The sequence below is a fragment of the Pseudomonas sp. Q11 genome (assembly GCF_024494355.1).
GTDB classification, from domain to species: domain Bacteria; phylum Pseudomonadota; class Gammaproteobacteria; order Pseudomonadales; family Pseudomonadaceae; genus Aquipseudomonas; species Aquipseudomonas hefeiensis.
In genome coordinates, this window is sequence record NZ_JAKNQY010000016.1 from 33,183 (window position 1) to 48,513 (window position 15,331).

Annotated in this window: 12 protein-coding genes, 1 other RNA gene and 1 pseudogene; 9 read left to right on the top strand and 5 right to left on the bottom strand. The window is 58.5% G+C overall.

Annotated elements, in window-relative coordinates; translation table 11 throughout:
- The first annotated feature begins 24 nt into the window (after window positions 1-24).
- On the top strand, window positions 25-507 hold the full coding sequence (gene smpB, locus MA884_RS17435) for an SsrA-binding protein SmpB (RefSeq protein WP_256231660.1): 483 nt from the start codon (window positions 25-27) through the stop codon (window positions 505-507).
- A 177-nt stretch (window positions 508-684) separates the two neighbouring features.
- Here the strand turns inward: smpB and MA884_RS17440 are convergent, their stop codons facing one another.
- Entirely contained in the window at window positions 685-1,452 is a 768-nt protein-coding gene (locus tag MA884_RS17440) for an FCD domain-containing protein (protein ID WP_214963813.1), read from the bottom strand.
- Between the two features lie 263 nt (window positions 1,453-1,715).
- On the opposite strand from MA884_RS17440, the gene MA884_RS17445 reads away from it, so the two are divergent.
- From MA884_RS17445 to MA884_RS17480, 8 genes and pseudogenes are all read left to right on the top strand, one after another.
- Window positions 1,716-3,410 (top strand): lactate permease LctP family transporter, encoded by a 1,695-nt coding sequence (locus tag MA884_RS17445; RefSeq protein WP_256231662.1) that lies wholly within the window; start codon window positions 1,716-1,718, stop codon window positions 3,408-3,410.
- A gap of 151 nt (window positions 3,411-3,561) precedes the next feature.
- Window positions 3,562-4,386 (top strand): (Fe-S)-binding protein, encoded by an 825-nt coding sequence (locus MA884_RS17450; protein WP_256231663.1) that lies wholly within the window; start codon window positions 3,562-3,564, stop codon window positions 4,384-4,386.
- The gene (locus tag MA884_RS17455) at window positions 4,383-5,840 is read left to right on the top strand and encodes a LutB/LldF family L-lactate oxidation iron-sulfur protein (protein ID WP_256231664.1); all 1,458 of its coding nucleotides are present in this window, start codon (window positions 4,383-4,385) and stop codon (window positions 5,838-5,840) included. The genes MA884_RS17450 and MA884_RS17455 overlap by 4 nt, the downstream gene beginning before the upstream one ends.
- The gene (locus MA884_RS17460; RefSeq protein WP_256231665.1) at window positions 5,837-6,508 is read left to right on the top strand and encodes a lactate utilization protein; all 672 of its coding nucleotides are present in this window, start codon (window positions 5,837-5,839) and stop codon (window positions 6,506-6,508) included. Before MA884_RS17455 ends, MA884_RS17460 begins: the two co-directional genes overlap by 4 nt.
- A complete protein-coding gene (locus tag MA884_RS17465) occupies window positions 6,505-9,372 on the top strand; it encodes an FAD-binding and (Fe-S)-binding domain-containing protein (RefSeq protein ID WP_256231666.1) in 2,868 nt (955 codons plus the stop codon). Before MA884_RS17460 ends, MA884_RS17465 begins: the two co-directional genes overlap by 4 nt.
- A 97-nt stretch (window positions 9,373-9,469) precedes the next feature.
- Window positions 9,470-9,757: a hypothetical protein gene (locus tag MA884_RS17470; protein ID WP_256231732.1), complete on the top strand. Its 288-nt coding sequence runs from the start codon at window positions 9,470-9,472 to the stop codon at window positions 9,755-9,757.
- Between the two features lie 96 nt (window positions 9,758-9,853).
- Window positions 9,854-10,247, top strand: a transfer-messenger RNA (tmRNA) gene (ssrA, locus tag MA884_RS17475).
- Window positions 10,248-10,430: 183 nt separating this feature from the next.
- A pseudogene (locus tag MA884_RS17480) lies at window positions 10,431-10,910 on the top strand (integrase arm-type DNA-binding domain-containing protein); the annotation flags it as partial.
- A 68-nt stretch (window positions 10,911-10,978) separates the two neighbouring features.
- Here MA884_RS17480 and MA884_RS17485 read toward each other — a convergent pair.
- The 4 genes from MA884_RS17485 to MA884_RS17500 all read right to left on the bottom strand — a co-directional run bounded on the left by MA884_RS17485 (window position 10,979) and on the right by MA884_RS17500 (window position 15,286).
- Entirely contained in the window at window positions 10,979-11,914 is a 936-nt protein-coding gene (locus MA884_RS17485) for a dihydrodipicolinate synthase family protein (protein WP_256231667.1), read from the bottom strand.
- Window positions 11,915-11,944: 30 nt separating this feature from the next.
- Window positions 11,945-12,649, bottom strand: a complete 705-nt coding sequence (locus MA884_RS17490; RefSeq protein ID WP_256231668.1) for a ribonuclease activity regulator RraA — start codon at window positions 12,647-12,649, stop codon at window positions 11,945-11,947.
- Window positions 12,650-12,662: 13 nt separating this feature from the next.
- Window positions 12,663-13,448: an SDR family oxidoreductase gene (locus MA884_RS17495; RefSeq protein ID WP_256231669.1), complete on the bottom strand. Its 786-nt coding sequence runs from the start codon at window positions 13,446-13,448 to the stop codon at window positions 12,663-12,665.
- A 293-nt stretch (window positions 13,449-13,741) separates the two neighbouring features.
- Complete coding sequence (locus MA884_RS17500; RefSeq protein WP_371134786.1) at window positions 13,742-15,286, bottom strand: UxaA family hydrolase; 1,545 nt, start codon at window positions 15,284-15,286, stop codon at window positions 13,742-13,744.
- Window positions 15,287-15,331 lie beyond the last annotated feature (45 nt).

The following is a 15,331-nucleotide window of genomic DNA, read 5'->3' on the forward strand; positions in this document are numbered from 1 at the left end:
GCAACTGCCTATAATGCCGCCCCTATGGCTAAACAGAAGAAACACCCCACAGGGACCATCGCGCAAAATAAAAAGGCGCGACACGACTACTTCATCGAACAGCGTTTCGAGGCTGGCATGGTCCTGGCCGGCTGGGAAGTAAAGAGCTTGCGTGCCGGCAAGGCGCAACTGGTCGACAGTTATGTCCTGCTCAAGGACGGCGAGGCCTGGCTGCTGGGCAGCCATATCACGCCGCTGACCACCGCCAGCACCCACGTGATTGCCGATCCGACGCGCTCGCGCAAGTTGCTGCTCAACAAGCGCGAGCTGGAAAAGCTCTTCGCGGCCGTGCAGCAAAAAGGCTACGCCTGCGTCTGCACTTCGCTGTACTGGAGCAAGCATTTGATCAAATGCGAAATTGCGCTGGGCAAAGGCAAGAAGGAATACGACAAGCGTGATACCGAGCGCGAACGCGATGCCGGTCGCGAACTGCAACGCGCGGTGCGCAACAAGGGCAAGGAAGACTGATTCTTTTCGCCTGGGGACCGCTTTTGCGAACACACATTCTGTGTTCGCTGAAGATCCAATGTGGGAGCGAGCCTGCTCGCGATGACGGAGGCACATCCAACCTTGATGTGTCAGACAGACCGCTTTCGCGAGCAGGCTCGCTCCCACAGGGTCCGCAATCACTATAGAACCAGCTGACTACATCCCCTTACGCCGCTCCGCCCGCGCCACCCGCTGCACTTCCTGACGCACCTCTTCCAACACTTCCTGCACATACAGAATATGCCGGCTGGAGACTTCCCGCGCCTGCTCGGCGTGCCCGCCCATAATGGCCTGGTACAACTCCCGATGCTGACTGATCAGCATGTCTCGGGTTTCGCTGCGCTGTTTGTACATGCCGCCAATGTTGGTGACGACGTTGCGCTTGAGCAAATCGAACAGACCCCGAATCGTATGCAGCAATACCGCATTGTGACTGGCCTCGGCGATGGCCAGGTGAAACCGGGCATCCGCCGCGCCCTCCTCGGCCCGACTCACATTTTCATGGCGTGAATAGCAATCCTGAAGCTCCTCGAACGCCGCCGTCAGCCGCTCGCGATCCACGTCCGTGGCCCGCTGTGCCGCGTAGTAAGCGCAGGAAGCTTCCAGGGTATGGCGAAACTCCAGCAAATCACGTTGCGCTTCAGGATTGCTTTCCAACAACTGCAACAGTGGGTCACTGAAGGTTGAGCCCAGCGACTCCACCACATAGTTGCCACCGCCCTGGCGGCTGACCAGCAAACCCTTGGCCGCCAGTTTCTGGATCGCCTCGCGCAATGAAGGGCGTGACACGCCGAACTGCTCGGCCAAGGTACGCTCGGCGGGCAGGCGCTCGCCGGATTTCAGCGTGCCTTCAAGGATCATTCCTTCAAGCCGCTCGACAATATCGTCAGACAAACGGCGCTGACGAATCTGATCAAACCCCATAACTCGACTCTCCACGATCCCGACGGTTCGCCGGGCTCCCTATTCTGGCCTATCCGCGCCCCGCCGACACCCTCCAGAAGCCACTTATACCTACGGATCAGATGCCATCGGCCGCACTCATTCGACGAAAGTTTGAGAGCGGCAAATTGACATGCGACAACCAAGGCTTTTACCCTAGCCGACAGCGCTTGTAAATTGGTCTTACCAATTATCCAAAATCGCTGACCAGTGCCTGACCAACAACAATTAGGGGCCCACCCACTATGCAAACCTGGCAACAGCTCTACAGCCCGCTCGGCAGCCTCGGCTTGTCCGCACTTGCGGCCGTTATCCCCATCGTATTTTTCTTCCTGGCCCTGGCGGTGTTTCGCCTCAAGGGACATGTGGCCGGCAGCATCACCCTGGCCTTGGCGATTGCCGTGGCGATCTTCGCGTTTCAAATGCCGGCGGACATGGCCTTTGCCGCTGCCGGTTATGGTTTTGCCTATGGCCTGTGGCCAATCGCCTGGATCATCGTCGCGGCGGTGTTTCTCTACAAACTGACCGTCAAGAGTGGCCAGTTCGAGGTGATCCGCAGCTCGGTGCTGTCGATTACCGATGACCAGCGCCTTCAGGTGCTGTTGATCGGCTTTTGCTTCGGTGCATTTCTGGAAGGTGCCGCCGGCTTCGGCGCGCCGGTAGCGATTACTGCTGCGCTGTTGGTCGGCCTGGGCTTCAACCCCCTGTACGCCGCCGGCCTGTGCTTGATCGCCAACACCGCCCCCGTGGCCTTCGGCGCCTTGGGCATTCCGATCATCGTGGCGGGCCAGGTCACCGGGATCGACGCGTTCAAGATCGGCGCCATGACGGGCCGTCAATTGCCATTGTTGTCGCTGTTTGTACCGTTCTGGCTGGTGTTCATGATGGATGGCCTGCGCGGCGTTCGGGAAACCTGGCCGGCTGCGCTGGTGGCAGGCTTGAGCTTCGCCATCACTCAATACTTCACCTCCAACTTCATCGGCCCGGAACTGCCGGACATCACCTCGGCGCTGGCCAGCCTGGTTTCCCTGACCCTGTTCCTGAAAATCTGGCAGCCGAAACGTACCGCAGGCGCCCAGATTGCCGGCGCCACCTCCAGCGCAGCCATTACCGCCAGCGTCGGCGGTTTCGGCCAGCCGCGCAGCACCGTGGCTTCCCCTTATAGCCTGGGGGAAATCATCAAGGCCTGGTCACCGTTCCTGATCCTCACCGTGCTGGTGACGATCTGGACGCTCAAACCGTTCAAGGCGATGTTCGCCCCGGGTGGATCGATGTACGGCTGGGTGTTCAATTTTGCCATCCCACACCTGGATCAACTGGTGATCAAGGTCGCACCGATCGTGACCAATCCGACGGCCATCCCGGCGATCTTCAAACTCGATCCGATTTCCGCCACCGGCACGGCGATCTTCTTTTCGGCTTTGATCTCGATGCTGGTGCTGAAGATCAACCTCAGAACTGGTCTTACCACTTTAAAAGAAACCTTCTACGAGCTACGCTGGCCTATCCTGTCCATTGGCATGGTGTTGGCGTTCGCCTTCGTCACCAATTTTTCGGGCATGTCGTCGACCATGGCCTTGGTGTTGGCCGGCACGGGCTCGGCGTTCCCGTTCTTCTCGCCGTTCCTGGGATGGCTGGGGGTGTTCCTGACCGGTTCTGACACGTCGTCCAACGCACTGTTCGGCTCGCTGCAAGCCACCACCGCGCACCAGATCGGCGTCAACGACACCTTGCTGGTAGCCGCCAATACCAGCGGCGGCGTGACCGGCAAGATGATTTCGCCACAGTCCATTGCCGTGGCCTGCGCTGCGACCGGCCTGGTGGGCAAAGAATCGGATCTATTCCGTTTCACCCTGAAACACAGCCTATTCTTTGCAACGATCGTGGGCTTGATCACCTTGGCCCAAGCCTACTGGTTAACCGGCATGCTGGTGCACTAAGCACGACAGCTAACGCCGAAAAAGAACGACGCCGAACCACGATTCGGCGTCTGCTATTGATAACCGGGTCTGCAAGGCTGCTGAAAGATTCCTTATCTATATTCAGCAGCCTCAGCGGACGGATAACCGGGACCACCCGGAGACACGCCTGATGAGCGAGCTTTTTTACAACGCCGTGCCGAATGCGACCCGTGTCGCCCCGCCATTGCCCGAGCCTCGGCAGTACCCCAGCAATAAACCCGAACGGGTGTACCTGTTCGGAACCTGCGTGGTGGACCTGTTCTATCCCGAAGCCGGGATGGACGCGATTCATCTTCTGGAGCGCGAAGGGATCCGGGTGGACTACCCGCAAGGGCAAACCTGTTGCGGACAACCGGCGTACACCTCGGGTTACACCGAGCAGGCCCGGACGGTAGCGCGGGCGCAATTGGCGTTGTTTGCCGGGGATTATCCGGTGGTGGTGCCGTCGGGCTCCTGTGCCGGCATGGTGCGCGAGCATTACGCCGACCTGTTCAAGGACGAGCCCGATACGCTCAAACAGGTCCAGGCCCTGGCGGCGCGGACCTATGAGCTGGCCGAGTTCTTGTTATTTGTCTGCAAAGTGCAATTGAACGACGGTGGCGAACCAGTGAAGGTCGCGCTGCACACGTCCTGCTCGGCACGACGGGAAATGAACACCCACCTGCATGGCCGCGCCTTGCTGGCGCAGCTGAATAACGTGGAGCGCGTCGAACACAGCCATGAAAGTGAATGCTGTGGGTTTGGTGGGACGTTCAGCGTGCGCATGCCGGATATTTCCGGCGCGATGGTGGCCGACAAGACCCGCGCGCTGAAGGAGTCCGGCGCGCACCAGGTCGTCAGTGCCGACTGCGGTTGCCTGATGAATATCAACGGCGCCCTGGAGAAACAGCAGCAAGCGCTGCGCGGGCAGCACCTTGCGAGCTTCCTCTGGCAGCGTACCGGGGGTGTCGTATGAGCACGCCGACGCTGATTCCGACCGTTGAGGTGCAGGAAGATTTTCGCGCCCGGGCCCACAAGGCCCTGGACGACACGCAACTGCGAAACAACTTTCGCACGGCGATGGATTCATTGATGACCAAGCGGGCAGCGTCCTTCAGCGATGCCCACGAAAGAGAACATCTGCGAGTGCTGGGCAATGCCGTCCGGGCTCGTGCGTTATCGAAGTTGCCCGACCTGCTCGAGCAGCTTGAAACCAACCTGACCCGCAACGGTGTGAAAGTACATTGGGCGGAAACGGTGGACGAAGCCAATGGCATCGTCCTCTCGATCATCCGCGCTCACGAGGCGCGGCAAGTGATCAAGGGCAAATCGATGGTCAGCGAAGAAATGGAGATGAACCATTTCCTCGAGGGTCGGGACATTGAATGTCTCGAGTCTGACATGGGGGAATACATCGTCCAGCTCGATCACGAGAAGCCTTCACACATCATTATGCCGGCGATCCACAAGAACGCCGGTCAGGTCGCGTCCTTGTTCCACGACAAACTTGGCGTGGAGTACACCAAGGACGTTGACCAACTCATTCAGATCGGTCGCAAGATCTTGCGGCAGAAATTCTTCGAGGCTGACATCGGCGTCTCCGGCGTCAACTTCGCCGTGGCTGAAACCGGCACGCTGCTGCTGGTGGAAAACGAAGGCAATGGGCGGATGTCCACCACCGTGCCACCGGTTCACATTGCCGTGACCGGCATCGAAAAAGTCGTGGAGAACCTGCGAGACGTAGTGCCGCTGCTCTCGCTGCTGACCCGCTCAGCCCTTGGCCAGCCAATCACCACCTACGTCAACATGATCTCCGGCCCGCGCAAGGCCGAGGAACTGGACGGCCCCGAGGAAGTGCACCTGGTCCTGCTGGACAATGGGCGCAGCCAGGCATTTGCCGACAGCGAACTGCGCCAGACCCTGAACTGCATTCGTTGCGGCGCCTGTATGAATCATTGCCCGGTCTACACCCGAATCGGTGGTCATGCCTACGGTGAGGTTTACCCGGGACCTATCGGAAAAATCATCACGCCGCACATGGTGGGCCTGGCCAAAGTACCGGACCACCCAAGCGCCTCTTCACTATGCGGTGCCTGCGGCGAAGTGTGCCCGGTGAAGATTCCAATTCCAGCGCTGCTGCGGCGCCTGCGCGAAGAAAACGTCAAGGCACCGGACAGCCCGAACCCAGTGATGCGCGGCCAGGGCAGCAAATATTCGCCCAAGGAACGCTTCATCTGGAATGCCTGGGCCCGGCTCAACAGCTCGCCGCGCCTGTATCGGCTGTTCGCTTTCCTCGCCACGCGCCTGCGCGCCCTGACGCCCGACAACGTCGGCCCATGGACGCAGAACCACAGCGCCCCCAAACCCGCCGCCCGCTCATTGCATGACCTGGCCCGCGAACACCTGAACCAGCCGGGAGACCGTCGATGAGCGCCAAGGACAATATCCTCGCCAAGCTGCGTAAAAGCCTGACCGGCACCACGCCAGTGGCTGACAACTTCGATGTCGACCTGGTGACGAAAACCTATCGCTACGCCCCCGAGGAGCGCATCGCTCAACTGCGCACACTGATGGAAGCGGTGCACACTGAAATCCACCTGACGTCCGGCGAAGGTTGGCCGGCGCTGCTGGCGCAGTTGCTGCGCGACCGTCAATTGCCCAGCCTGCTCATCGCCCCGACCACGCCGCACGGGCAAAAAATCATACAGTTCTGGGCGAACAATCCCGAGCTGCCCACCCTCAAGGCCTACGACCGGCCTGTCGAGCAATGGAAGGCCGAGCTGTTCAACGACACCCCCGCCAGCCTGACCGGGACCCTGGGCGCCATTGCGGCGACCGGAAGCCTGATTCTCTGGCCGACGCGGGAAGAACCGCGGCTGATGAGCCTGGTTCCGCCGGTGCATTTTGCTGTGCTCAAGGCCAGCGAAATCCGCGATAACTTTTATGAAGTGCAACAGGAATTCGCCTGGGCCCAGGGCATGCCCACCAACGCGCTGCTGGTCTCGGGCCCCTCCAAGACGGCCGACATCGAACAGGTGCTGGCCTATGGCGCCCATGGTCCGAAGGATCTGGTGGTTCTGATTCTGGAGGACCAATGACGCTTCCGGCCCCCTTCCTGCGCGATGTACAACAGCTAATCCCGCAAAAGCGCCGTTTCGACGACCCGCTGTCGACATTGGCCTTCGGTACCGATGCCAGTTTCTATCGGCTGGTTCCGAAACTGGTGATACGCGTCGAATCCGAAAACGAAGTGGTAGCCCTGCTGCAACTGGCCCAGCGCGACCAGGTGCCGGTCACATTCCGCGCGGCCGGCACCAGCCTGTCGGGGCAAGCCATCAGCGACTCGGTGCTGATTGTGCTGGGAGATAACTGGAACGCTCGCGAAATTCGCCAAGAAGGCATGCAGATCCGCTTGCAGCCCGGCGTGATCGGCGCTCAGGCCAATGCCTGGCTAGCCCCATTCGGCCGCAAGATCGGTCCCGATCCGGCATCGATCAACGCCTGCAAGATCGGCGGCATCGTCGCCAACAATGCCAGCGGCATGTGCTGCGGCACGGCGCAAAACACCTACCACACCCTCGCCGGCATCCGCCTGGTACTGGCCGATGGCACCCGCCTGGACACTGAAGATGAAGCCAGCGTGGCGGCCTTTCGCACAAGCCATGGCGAACTGCTGGAACGTCTGGCAACCCTTGGCCGTGAGACCCGCGCCAACACCGAACTGGCGACTCGAATTCGCCACAAATACCGTCTGAAAAATACCACCGGCCTGTCGCTCAATGCCTTGGTGGATTACGACGAGCCTGTGGATATCTTGAGCCACCTGCTGGTGGGTTCCGAAGGCACGCTCGGCTTCATCAGCGCGGTGACCTACAACACGGTTATCGATCACCCCAACAAAGCCTCGGCGCTGATCGTCTTCCCGGACGTGGAAACCTGCTGCAATGCAGTCACGGTGTTGAAAAGCCAACCGGTATCGGCGGTGGAGTTGCTGGACCGTCGCAGCTTGCGTTCGGTGCAGGACAAACCGGGCATGCCGGATTTCGTACAACATCTGTCGACAAATGCCTGCGCCCTGCTGATTGAATCCCGCGCGGCTTCGTCCTCTTTGCTGCAAGAGCAACTGACCCGGATCATGGCCTCACTGGTCGGTTTCCCTGTGGAAAAACAGGTCGACTTCACCGAAGACCCGCAAGAAAACGCGCGACTCTGGGCCATCCGCAAAGACACTTTTCCAGCAGTGGGCGCGGTACGCAAAACCGGGACCACGGTGATCATCGAAGACGTGACCTTTCCGGTCGAGCAACTGGCCATGGGCGTGAACCGCCTGATCGAGCTGTTCGACAAACATCACTACGACGAAGCGATTCTTTTCGGACACGCGCTGGAAGGCAATCTGCATTTTGTCTTCACCCAAGGTTTCAATAACGCCGAAGAAGTCGCGCGCTATCAGGCGTTCATGGATGACGTGGCGCAGTTGGTGGCGGTGGAGTTCGGCGGTTCGTTGAAGGCCGAACACGGCACCGGACGCAACATGGCGCCATTCGTCGAGCTGGAGTGGGGCAGCGACGCCTACCAGTTGATGTGGCAACTCAAACGCCTGCTCGACCCTAACGGCATCCTCAACCCGGACGTGGTGCTCAGCGAAGATCCACAAATCCACCTCAAGCACCTCAAGCCGCTGCCGGCGGCCGACGAAATAGTGGACAAGTGCATCGAGTGCGGCTTCTGCGAGCCGGTCTGCCCGTCCAAAGACCTGACCCTGAGCCCGCGCCAGCGCATCGTGATCTGGCGGGACATCCAGGCGAAAAAGCGCGCAGGCATCGACACTTCCGCGCTGGAAACGGCCTATCAATATCACGGCATCGACACCTGCGCCGCCACCGGGTTATGCGCACAACGTTGCCCAGTCGGCATCAACACCGGCGAGTTGGTGAAAAAACTCCGTAGCCGCAGCGCAACGCGTACGAAAACCGCCGATTGGCTTGCAAGCAATTTCGCCATCGCCCTGCAAGGCGCACGCTTTACCCTGCACGTCGCCAACGGCGCCCGAATGCTGCTGGGCGCACCGCGACTCGCGCGCCTGTCAGCCGGCCTGACCCGGCTGTCGAAGGGGCAGGTCCCCCAGTGGGATAACGCCATGCCGCAGCCGGAAAAAGCCATCCGCTTCAGCCCGGCCGTCCGCGACGAACGCCCGCGCGTGGTCTATCTGGCCGCCTGTGTGTCGCGCGCCATGGCGCCGGCGGCGGGTGATAAAGAACAGATGTCGCTGTACGAAAAAACCCAACGCCTGCTGGAAAAAGCCGGCTATCAGGTAGTCTTTCCAGACAACGTGGACAGCCTTTGTTGCGGCCAGCCTTTCGCATCCAAAGGCTACGCAGAACAGGCCGAGCACAAGCGCCAGGAGTTGATCGGCGCCCTGCTCCACGCCAGCCGCGGCGGAATTGACCCGATCTACTGCGACACCAGCCCTTGCACGTTGCGCCTGGTCCAGGACCTGGGGAATGTTCGACTGGACCTGTACGACCCGGTGCGCTTCATTCGTACACACTTGATGGACCGTCTCGAATTCACCCCGCAGGATGCACCGATAGCCGTACACGTCACTTGCAGCACCCAGCACCTGGGCGAGAGCCAGGCGCTGATCGACCTGGCGCGCAAATGCAGCAAGCAAGTCGTGATCCCCGAAGGCATCCATTGCTGTGGTTTTGCTGGAGACAAAGGCTTCACCACACCCGAGCTCAACGCCCACTCACTGCGAACCCTCAAGGACGCGGTGCAACAGTGCAGCGAAGGCATCTCCACCAGCCGCACCTGCGAGATCGGTCTGACGCGCCATGGTGAAATCGACTACCACGGCCTGGTGTATCTGGTGGACCGCGTCACCCGGCCCAAATCCACTGACGCTGAAGGGCTCCCCATCGCACCCGAAGAAAAATCGAATTCCTGCGTTTCGCTGTAGTCACTTGAATAGGCCCGACGCCGTCGGGCCCTTTATTGACTCGGGCCTGGCCACGACCATCCGCCAGCACCGAGACCAAACGTTCAAGGAGATACACATGAAGCACACTGCATTTGCTGGCTTGTTCATTTCCGCGGCACTGTTGGCCTCTCCGGTGTTTGCAGCGGAAACAACCCTTTGCGATACCAATCTGCAAAAAATTGACAACAATATGACCACCGCTCAACAAATGAGCGAAGGCTTGAAGACCGACGTTACCGCGACAGTGAGCCAAGCCAAGGCCGAGCAGGCCAAAGGCACCAAGGAAGGCGTCGAAAACTGCATCTCGCTGACCACCCAGGCTCTCCAGAAACTGCAGAACAACAACAAGGGCGATCAGCAGTAACCTTGCGTGAGGCCAACCTTCGGGTTGGCCTCAGCTGCGTATTGGCGTACACTGCACAGGCTTGTCGCTCCAGCTGATTCACGGAGCTACAGGCTCGGGGCCGTTTAGGATTCGACGCCGGTTGCGAAACTTTAGGTGCATGCCGAGTTGGTAACAGAACTCGTAAATCCACTGTTGCAACTTCCTATAGTTGCCAATGACGAAACCTACGGGGAATACGCTCTCGCTGCGTAAGCAGCCTTAGCCCTTCCCTTCTGGTACCTTCGGGTCCAGCAATCACCAGGGGATGTCCGTAAACCCAAAGTGATTGTCATATAGAACGGAATCGCCGTGCAGTACGTTGTGGACGAATCGGCTAAAACTTACACAACTCGCCCAATGCACCCTGCCCGTCGGGTCGCTGAGGGTTAACTTAATAGACACGGCTAAGCATGTAGTACCGACAGCGGAGTACTGGCGGACGGGGGTTCAAATCCCCCCGGCTCCACCACTTCAACATCTAAAGACGTCCACGGACGTCTTTTTTTGTGCCTGAAATCCAGTGAATACGGGGGTTTCAGGGCCATTGAGCTCCACAGCGCTTCAGGCAGATCCATTTTGAAATGTATTCCAAGGCGTATTCCAAGCCCGTGACTGGTAAATTTTGGAATACACAAACAGCGTTGGAGTACCCCTGGGAGCCCGAGCCACAAGCCTTTCAGACCTGAAAATCAAAGCCGCCAAGCCCAAGGACAAGGACTACACATTGACCGACGGCGACGGCCTTCAGCTACGAGTCCGAACCAACGGTTCGAGGCTTTGGAATTTCAACTACATCCATCCCGTGACGAAGAAACGGATCAACATGGGACTGGGGACGTTCCCGGAACTCTGCCTGGCTCATGCGCGAAAACGCACGGTTGAAGCCAGGGAGCTGGTTGCCCAAGGACTGGACCCGAAAGAGCAACGCGATGCAGATCGCCAAGCGAAAAAAGCTGCGACAGAGCACACCTTTCAAAACGTGGCGACGATATGGTTTGAACTGAAGAAAGATTCAGTGACAACCGCCTACGCTGAAGATATTTGGCGATCGCTCACGCTTCACGTCTTCCCCGATTTGCACGCGACTCCAATTTCTGAAATCAGCGCTCCTCAGGTCATCAAATTGCTTAAGTTGATGACATTGGGGCGCAGGGTAGTCTGGCAGGGCCGGGCAGCAAGCCCGTCCCTGATGGGTATCAACTACAAAGTGACTTGAGCACGGGAGTCATGACGGGCCAAGCGTCGTAGCAAATTATCAACTTCCTTACGGGCGATCTCTGACATTGGGCTGGCCGGGCGCCTTTGGGCGGCGCTGGTAAGGATGCCGCGTTTCATCATGACGTACTTACGCACAGCCAACCCAGCTCCCGGTTGCTGTTCATAGCGCAGCAAAGGCAGGTGGGCGTCGAACAGATTATGAGCCTCATCGCTCTTACCTTCGCTGGTCAGCCGCACTACATCACAGAGCATGTCCGGGAACGCATAGCCAGTGTTTGCACCGTCGGCCCCACGTTCCAGTTCATATTCGAGGAACAGTCCGTTGTTGCCACACATGATAGAAATATGGCGCATCAAGCCTTCGTTTTCGAAGCGGCGCAGCGTCGTGATTTTTTCGAGCCCTGGCCAATCTTCGTGCTTAAGCATGACGCACGAAGGTAACTCAGTAACGATGCGCCTTATCACCGAGGGCGACATTTGCACCGAGAACGTCAGTGGATAGTCCTGGAGTACGAATGGAACATCGGCCCCAATCGCCTCTACGGCCTGGGTGTAATAGCCCACGATCTGGTCGTCTGTTCGCAATGTGTTTGGTGGCGCGATCATCACGCCAGCGGCGCCGCGATCCATTACCTCCCGCGTCAGTGACCGCATGGAAGCAAATCCGGGAGCTGATACGCCCACGATGACTGGCATAGAACCCGCGCGCGCGATTACTCGACTGGCGATATCCAGCGACTCAGTGAAGTCCAGTTTAGGTGCTTCACCTAACTGGCCGAGTACCGTCAGACCGGTGCAGCCAATCTCATTGTAGAAGTCGATCATTCGATCAATTGAAAGATGGTCAATGCTGCCATCATCCAGAAAAGGGGTTGGAGCAATCGGGTAAACACCATGTGCATCTGCGCTGAACGTCATGGAGTGATCCTCTGCCTGCCGGCACGTTAATTAGAATTTTTCGTTTAACCAGGACTGGTAGCGCTGGGTGGTGTTTTCGTCGGGAGGGTAAAGGCCAGGTAACGATGCCCCGGCTTTAACTTGAGTGATGACCCACCCTTCAAATCGTTCCATTTCTTCTGCAAGGTCGATGACCGAACACATCAGATTTCTGGGGATGACCACAGCGCCGTCTGTGTCGCATACGAGAATGTCTTCAGGGCAAAGCGTCACCCCGCCGCATCGGACTATCTCTTGAACACCAACCAACACCAACCCGTCGGTGGGTAGTGGTGCCGCAACCGCTGTTGACCAGACCGGGAGTCCACAGGCCTTGATGCTATCTGCATCGCGAACGGCGCCATCAGTGACCAGGGCTTGAACCCCCCGATACTGCATGCGCAGGCTTAGCACATCCCCCATCACCCCGACATCAACAACGTTACCCGTATCGGCAACGGCTATGCAGCCTTGCGGCATTTGCTCAATAGCTGTTCGCGTGTTTACGGGCAGGGACAAGCCTGCGCGAGCTGGCGCGAAACGTAGGGTAAAGGCCGTGCCTGCTACCCGTTGGCGAGCTTGGCCTGAAAGAGGTAATGCCTTCCGTACCCATACGTTGGTGACTCCCATTTTCGACAATACCGAGGAGAGCGTTGCAGTAGGTAGTGCAACCAACTGGGCATGCTGCTGGGAAGTAATGCCGAGGCTCTGGTTCATGGCCGGTTACCCATTAAATGCTGGTAATGAGGCCGCCATCGATGCGGATGGTGGAACCAGTGATGTAGCTGGCTTTCGTGCTGGCGAGGAAAGCCACGACGTCACCATATTCCTCCGGATCGCCATAGCGGCCCACAGCAATAGCAGCGGTACTTTCTTTGCTGACTTCTTCGACTGAACGACCCTCTCGTTTTGCTTTGGCTTCGTCCAAGAAGGTGATACGCCCAGTGGCGATACGGCCAGGCAGCACAATGTTTACTGTGATGCCGTCGTTGCCTACTTCGCGGGCGAGGGTCTTGGACCACCCCACCAATGACAAACGAAGAGCGTTGGAAATCCCAAGATTAGGGATAGGAGACACCACCCCAGAAGAGGTGCTGGTGATAATTCGTCCCCATTTGCGCTCACGCATTCCAGGCAGGACACGGTCTGTAATCTTGATGACAGAGAGCACCATACTTTCGAAGTGTTTGCTCCACAGGCTCGAGTCTTGGCTATGAGCGGTCGTCGGTGGCGGACCGCCAGTATTGTTGACCAATATATCGACTTGACCGTATTTCGCTTCGACCTCGCTGACTTTCGAGTCAATGGTGTCAAGTTGTGCAAGATCCCATTCCAGCGCTGAGGCTTTCAGGCCTGCTTCTACTAGCTTGGTGACGGTCGACTGAGCCGCATCCAGACTGATGTCGGCGACCACGACATTCGCTCCTTCATTTGCGAGTGACCAAGCAATAGCGCCACCAAGACCACCACCACCACCGAGTACCAGAGCTGTTTTTTGTTTTAGTTCGAGATCCATTGTTATCTCCCTTCTTTGCGCCCCGAAATGAGGGCTGCATGAATGTTAGGTATGAAGTTGTGAGGGACAAACGTCTAAAACTCATCAACTTCATGTGTTTTATGAACGAATTCTGTAGGGGCTTAACTATCTAATCGCATCTTTCAGGACTATTTGCGGATCGTGCAACCTCGATGCACGCGATGTTGGTATGACGGTTTGTGGCTTGGTCGAATGTCTTCATGCGGTTTATACATGGCGGCGGCATAGGTTCAGGAACCAAGCGTCGAGCGTGCGGCACACAGACTCGGCCATCAACTCATGATGCCAATCTGCCACGGCACGAATTCGTTGTCGCCGAGCCCAAGCAGTTCGCTCTTCGACGCCTCACCGGATGCAGTCTTCAGCATCAGTTCGAAAATGCGTTGCCCCATTTGCTGCAGCGAGCAGGTGCCGTCGAGGATTTCACCGCAGTTGATGTCCATGTCTTCTTCCAGACGGCGATACATCGGCGTGTTGGTTGCGAGCTTGATGCAGGGCACCGGCTTGGCGCCAAACATCGAACCGCGGCCGGTGGTGAAAGCGATTAGGTTGGCACCACCTGCGATCTGACCGGTTGCCGATACCGGGTCATAGCCCGGTGTGTCCATGAACACAAAACCCTTGGTCTTGACCGGTTCGGCGTATCTGTAGACATTCATCAACGGCCCGGTGCCGCCCTTCATCGACGAGCCGAGCGACTTTTCAAAGATGTTGGCCAGTCCGCCCATCTGGTTGCCTGGGCTGACGTTGCCGTTGATCTGAACGTCGCGGTTGCCCGAGTACTCGTCCTTCCACCAACGAATGCGCTCAACCAGCTTCTCGCCGACTTCGCTGCTGACTGCACGTCGCGTCAGCGTATGCTCGACACCGTAAATTTCCGGTGTTTCCGAGAGGATTGCGGTGCCGCCATGGCGCACCAGGATATCCACTGCGGCGCCGAGCGCCGGGTTGGCGGTGATCGACGAGAAGCCGTCCGAGCCGCCGCATTGCAGGCCGACGACGAGGTGGCTGGCGGACACAGTGGTGCGAGTGACCTGGTTGGCGATCGGCAGCAGTTCCTGGATCGCCGCGACTCCGGCTTCAATCGTCTTGCGCGTACCGCCGGTGTCTTGCATGACGAAGGTTCGCAGCAGCGGCCCAGATGCCAGTTTCTGTTCTTCCTGCAAACCACTGAGCTGATTGCGTTCGCAACCGAGGGAGACCACCAGCGCGGCAGCCAGATTGGGGTGGCGTGCATAGCCTGCCATCGTGCGGCGCAGCAGCGACATCGGTTCACCGGTCATTTCCATTCCGCAACCGAGCGAGTGATTGAAGGCAACCACGCCATCGACGTTGGGATAATCGGCGAGTCGTTCCGCGGTGAACCATTCGGCGATCTTGCGTACGACGGTGGCAGAGCAATTGACGGTGGACAGGATGCCAACATAGTTGCGCGTGGCGACGCGACCGTCCGCCCGGACAATGCCCTGAAAAGTCGCCTGCTGCGACTCATCTACCGGCACCACCGGCTGGTACTCGCTGGCGTGCGCGTAGTCGCGGTCGAATTCGCGAAAGTCCATGTTGTGGTTGTGGACCATGGTGCCCGGCTCGATGTCGCTGCCAGCGAAACCGATCACGACGTTGTACTTGCGGATCGGATCGCCTTGGCGAATCAGTGTGGTGGCGATCTTGTAGCCGGCCGGTACCTGGCTGCGACTGACGATGCCCTCGCCTTCGATGGCGGCGCCAATGCCAACCTCGACGCGGGCGACAACGATGTTGTCGTTGGAATGCAGCCGGATGATCGGGCCGGTCATGCGCTTTTCGGAAATTTCAATCATTGTGCAAGCGTCCTGGATGTATGGATCAAGGGTGACTAGGCT

Coding starts and splice junctions, on each gene's coding strand:
- MA884_RS17460 (WP_256231665.1), top strand. CDS start 5,837: ATGAGCGCCAAGGACAATATCCTCGCCAAGCTGCGTAAAAGCCTGACC.
- MA884_RS17495 (WP_256231669.1), bottom strand. CDS start 13,448: ATGGATCTCGAACTAAAACAAAAAACAGCTCTGGTACTCGGTGGTGGT.
- MA884_RS17465 (WP_256231666.1), top strand. CDS start 6,505: ATGACGCTTCCGGCCCCCTTCCTGCGCGATGTACAACAGCTAATCCCG.
- MA884_RS17445 (WP_256231662.1), top strand. CDS start 1,716: ATGCAAACCTGGCAACAGCTCTACAGCCCGCTCGGCAGCCTCGGCTTG.
- smpB (WP_256231660.1), top strand. CDS start 25: ATGGCTAAACAGAAGAAACACCCCACAGGGACCATCGCGCAAAATAAA.
- MA884_RS17490 (WP_256231668.1), bottom strand. CDS start 12,649: ATGAACCAGAGCCTCGGCATTACTTCCCAGCAGCATGCCCAGTTGGTT.
- MA884_RS17455 (WP_256231664.1), top strand. CDS start 4,383: ATGAGCACGCCGACGCTGATTCCGACCGTTGAGGTGCAGGAAGATTTT.
- MA884_RS17440 (WP_214963813.1), bottom strand. CDS start 1,452: ATGGGGTTTGATCAGATTCGTCAGCGCCGTTTGTCTGACGATATTGTC.
- MA884_RS17470 (WP_256231732.1), top strand. CDS start 9,470: ATGAAGCACACTGCATTTGCTGGCTTGTTCATTTCCGCGGCACTGTTG.
- MA884_RS17485 (WP_256231667.1), bottom strand. CDS start 11,914: ATGACGTTCAGCGCAGATGCACATGGTGTTTACCCGATTGCTCCAACC.
- MA884_RS17450 (WP_256231663.1), top strand. CDS start 3,562: ATGAGCGAGCTTTTTTACAACGCCGTGCCGAATGCGACCCGTGTCGCC.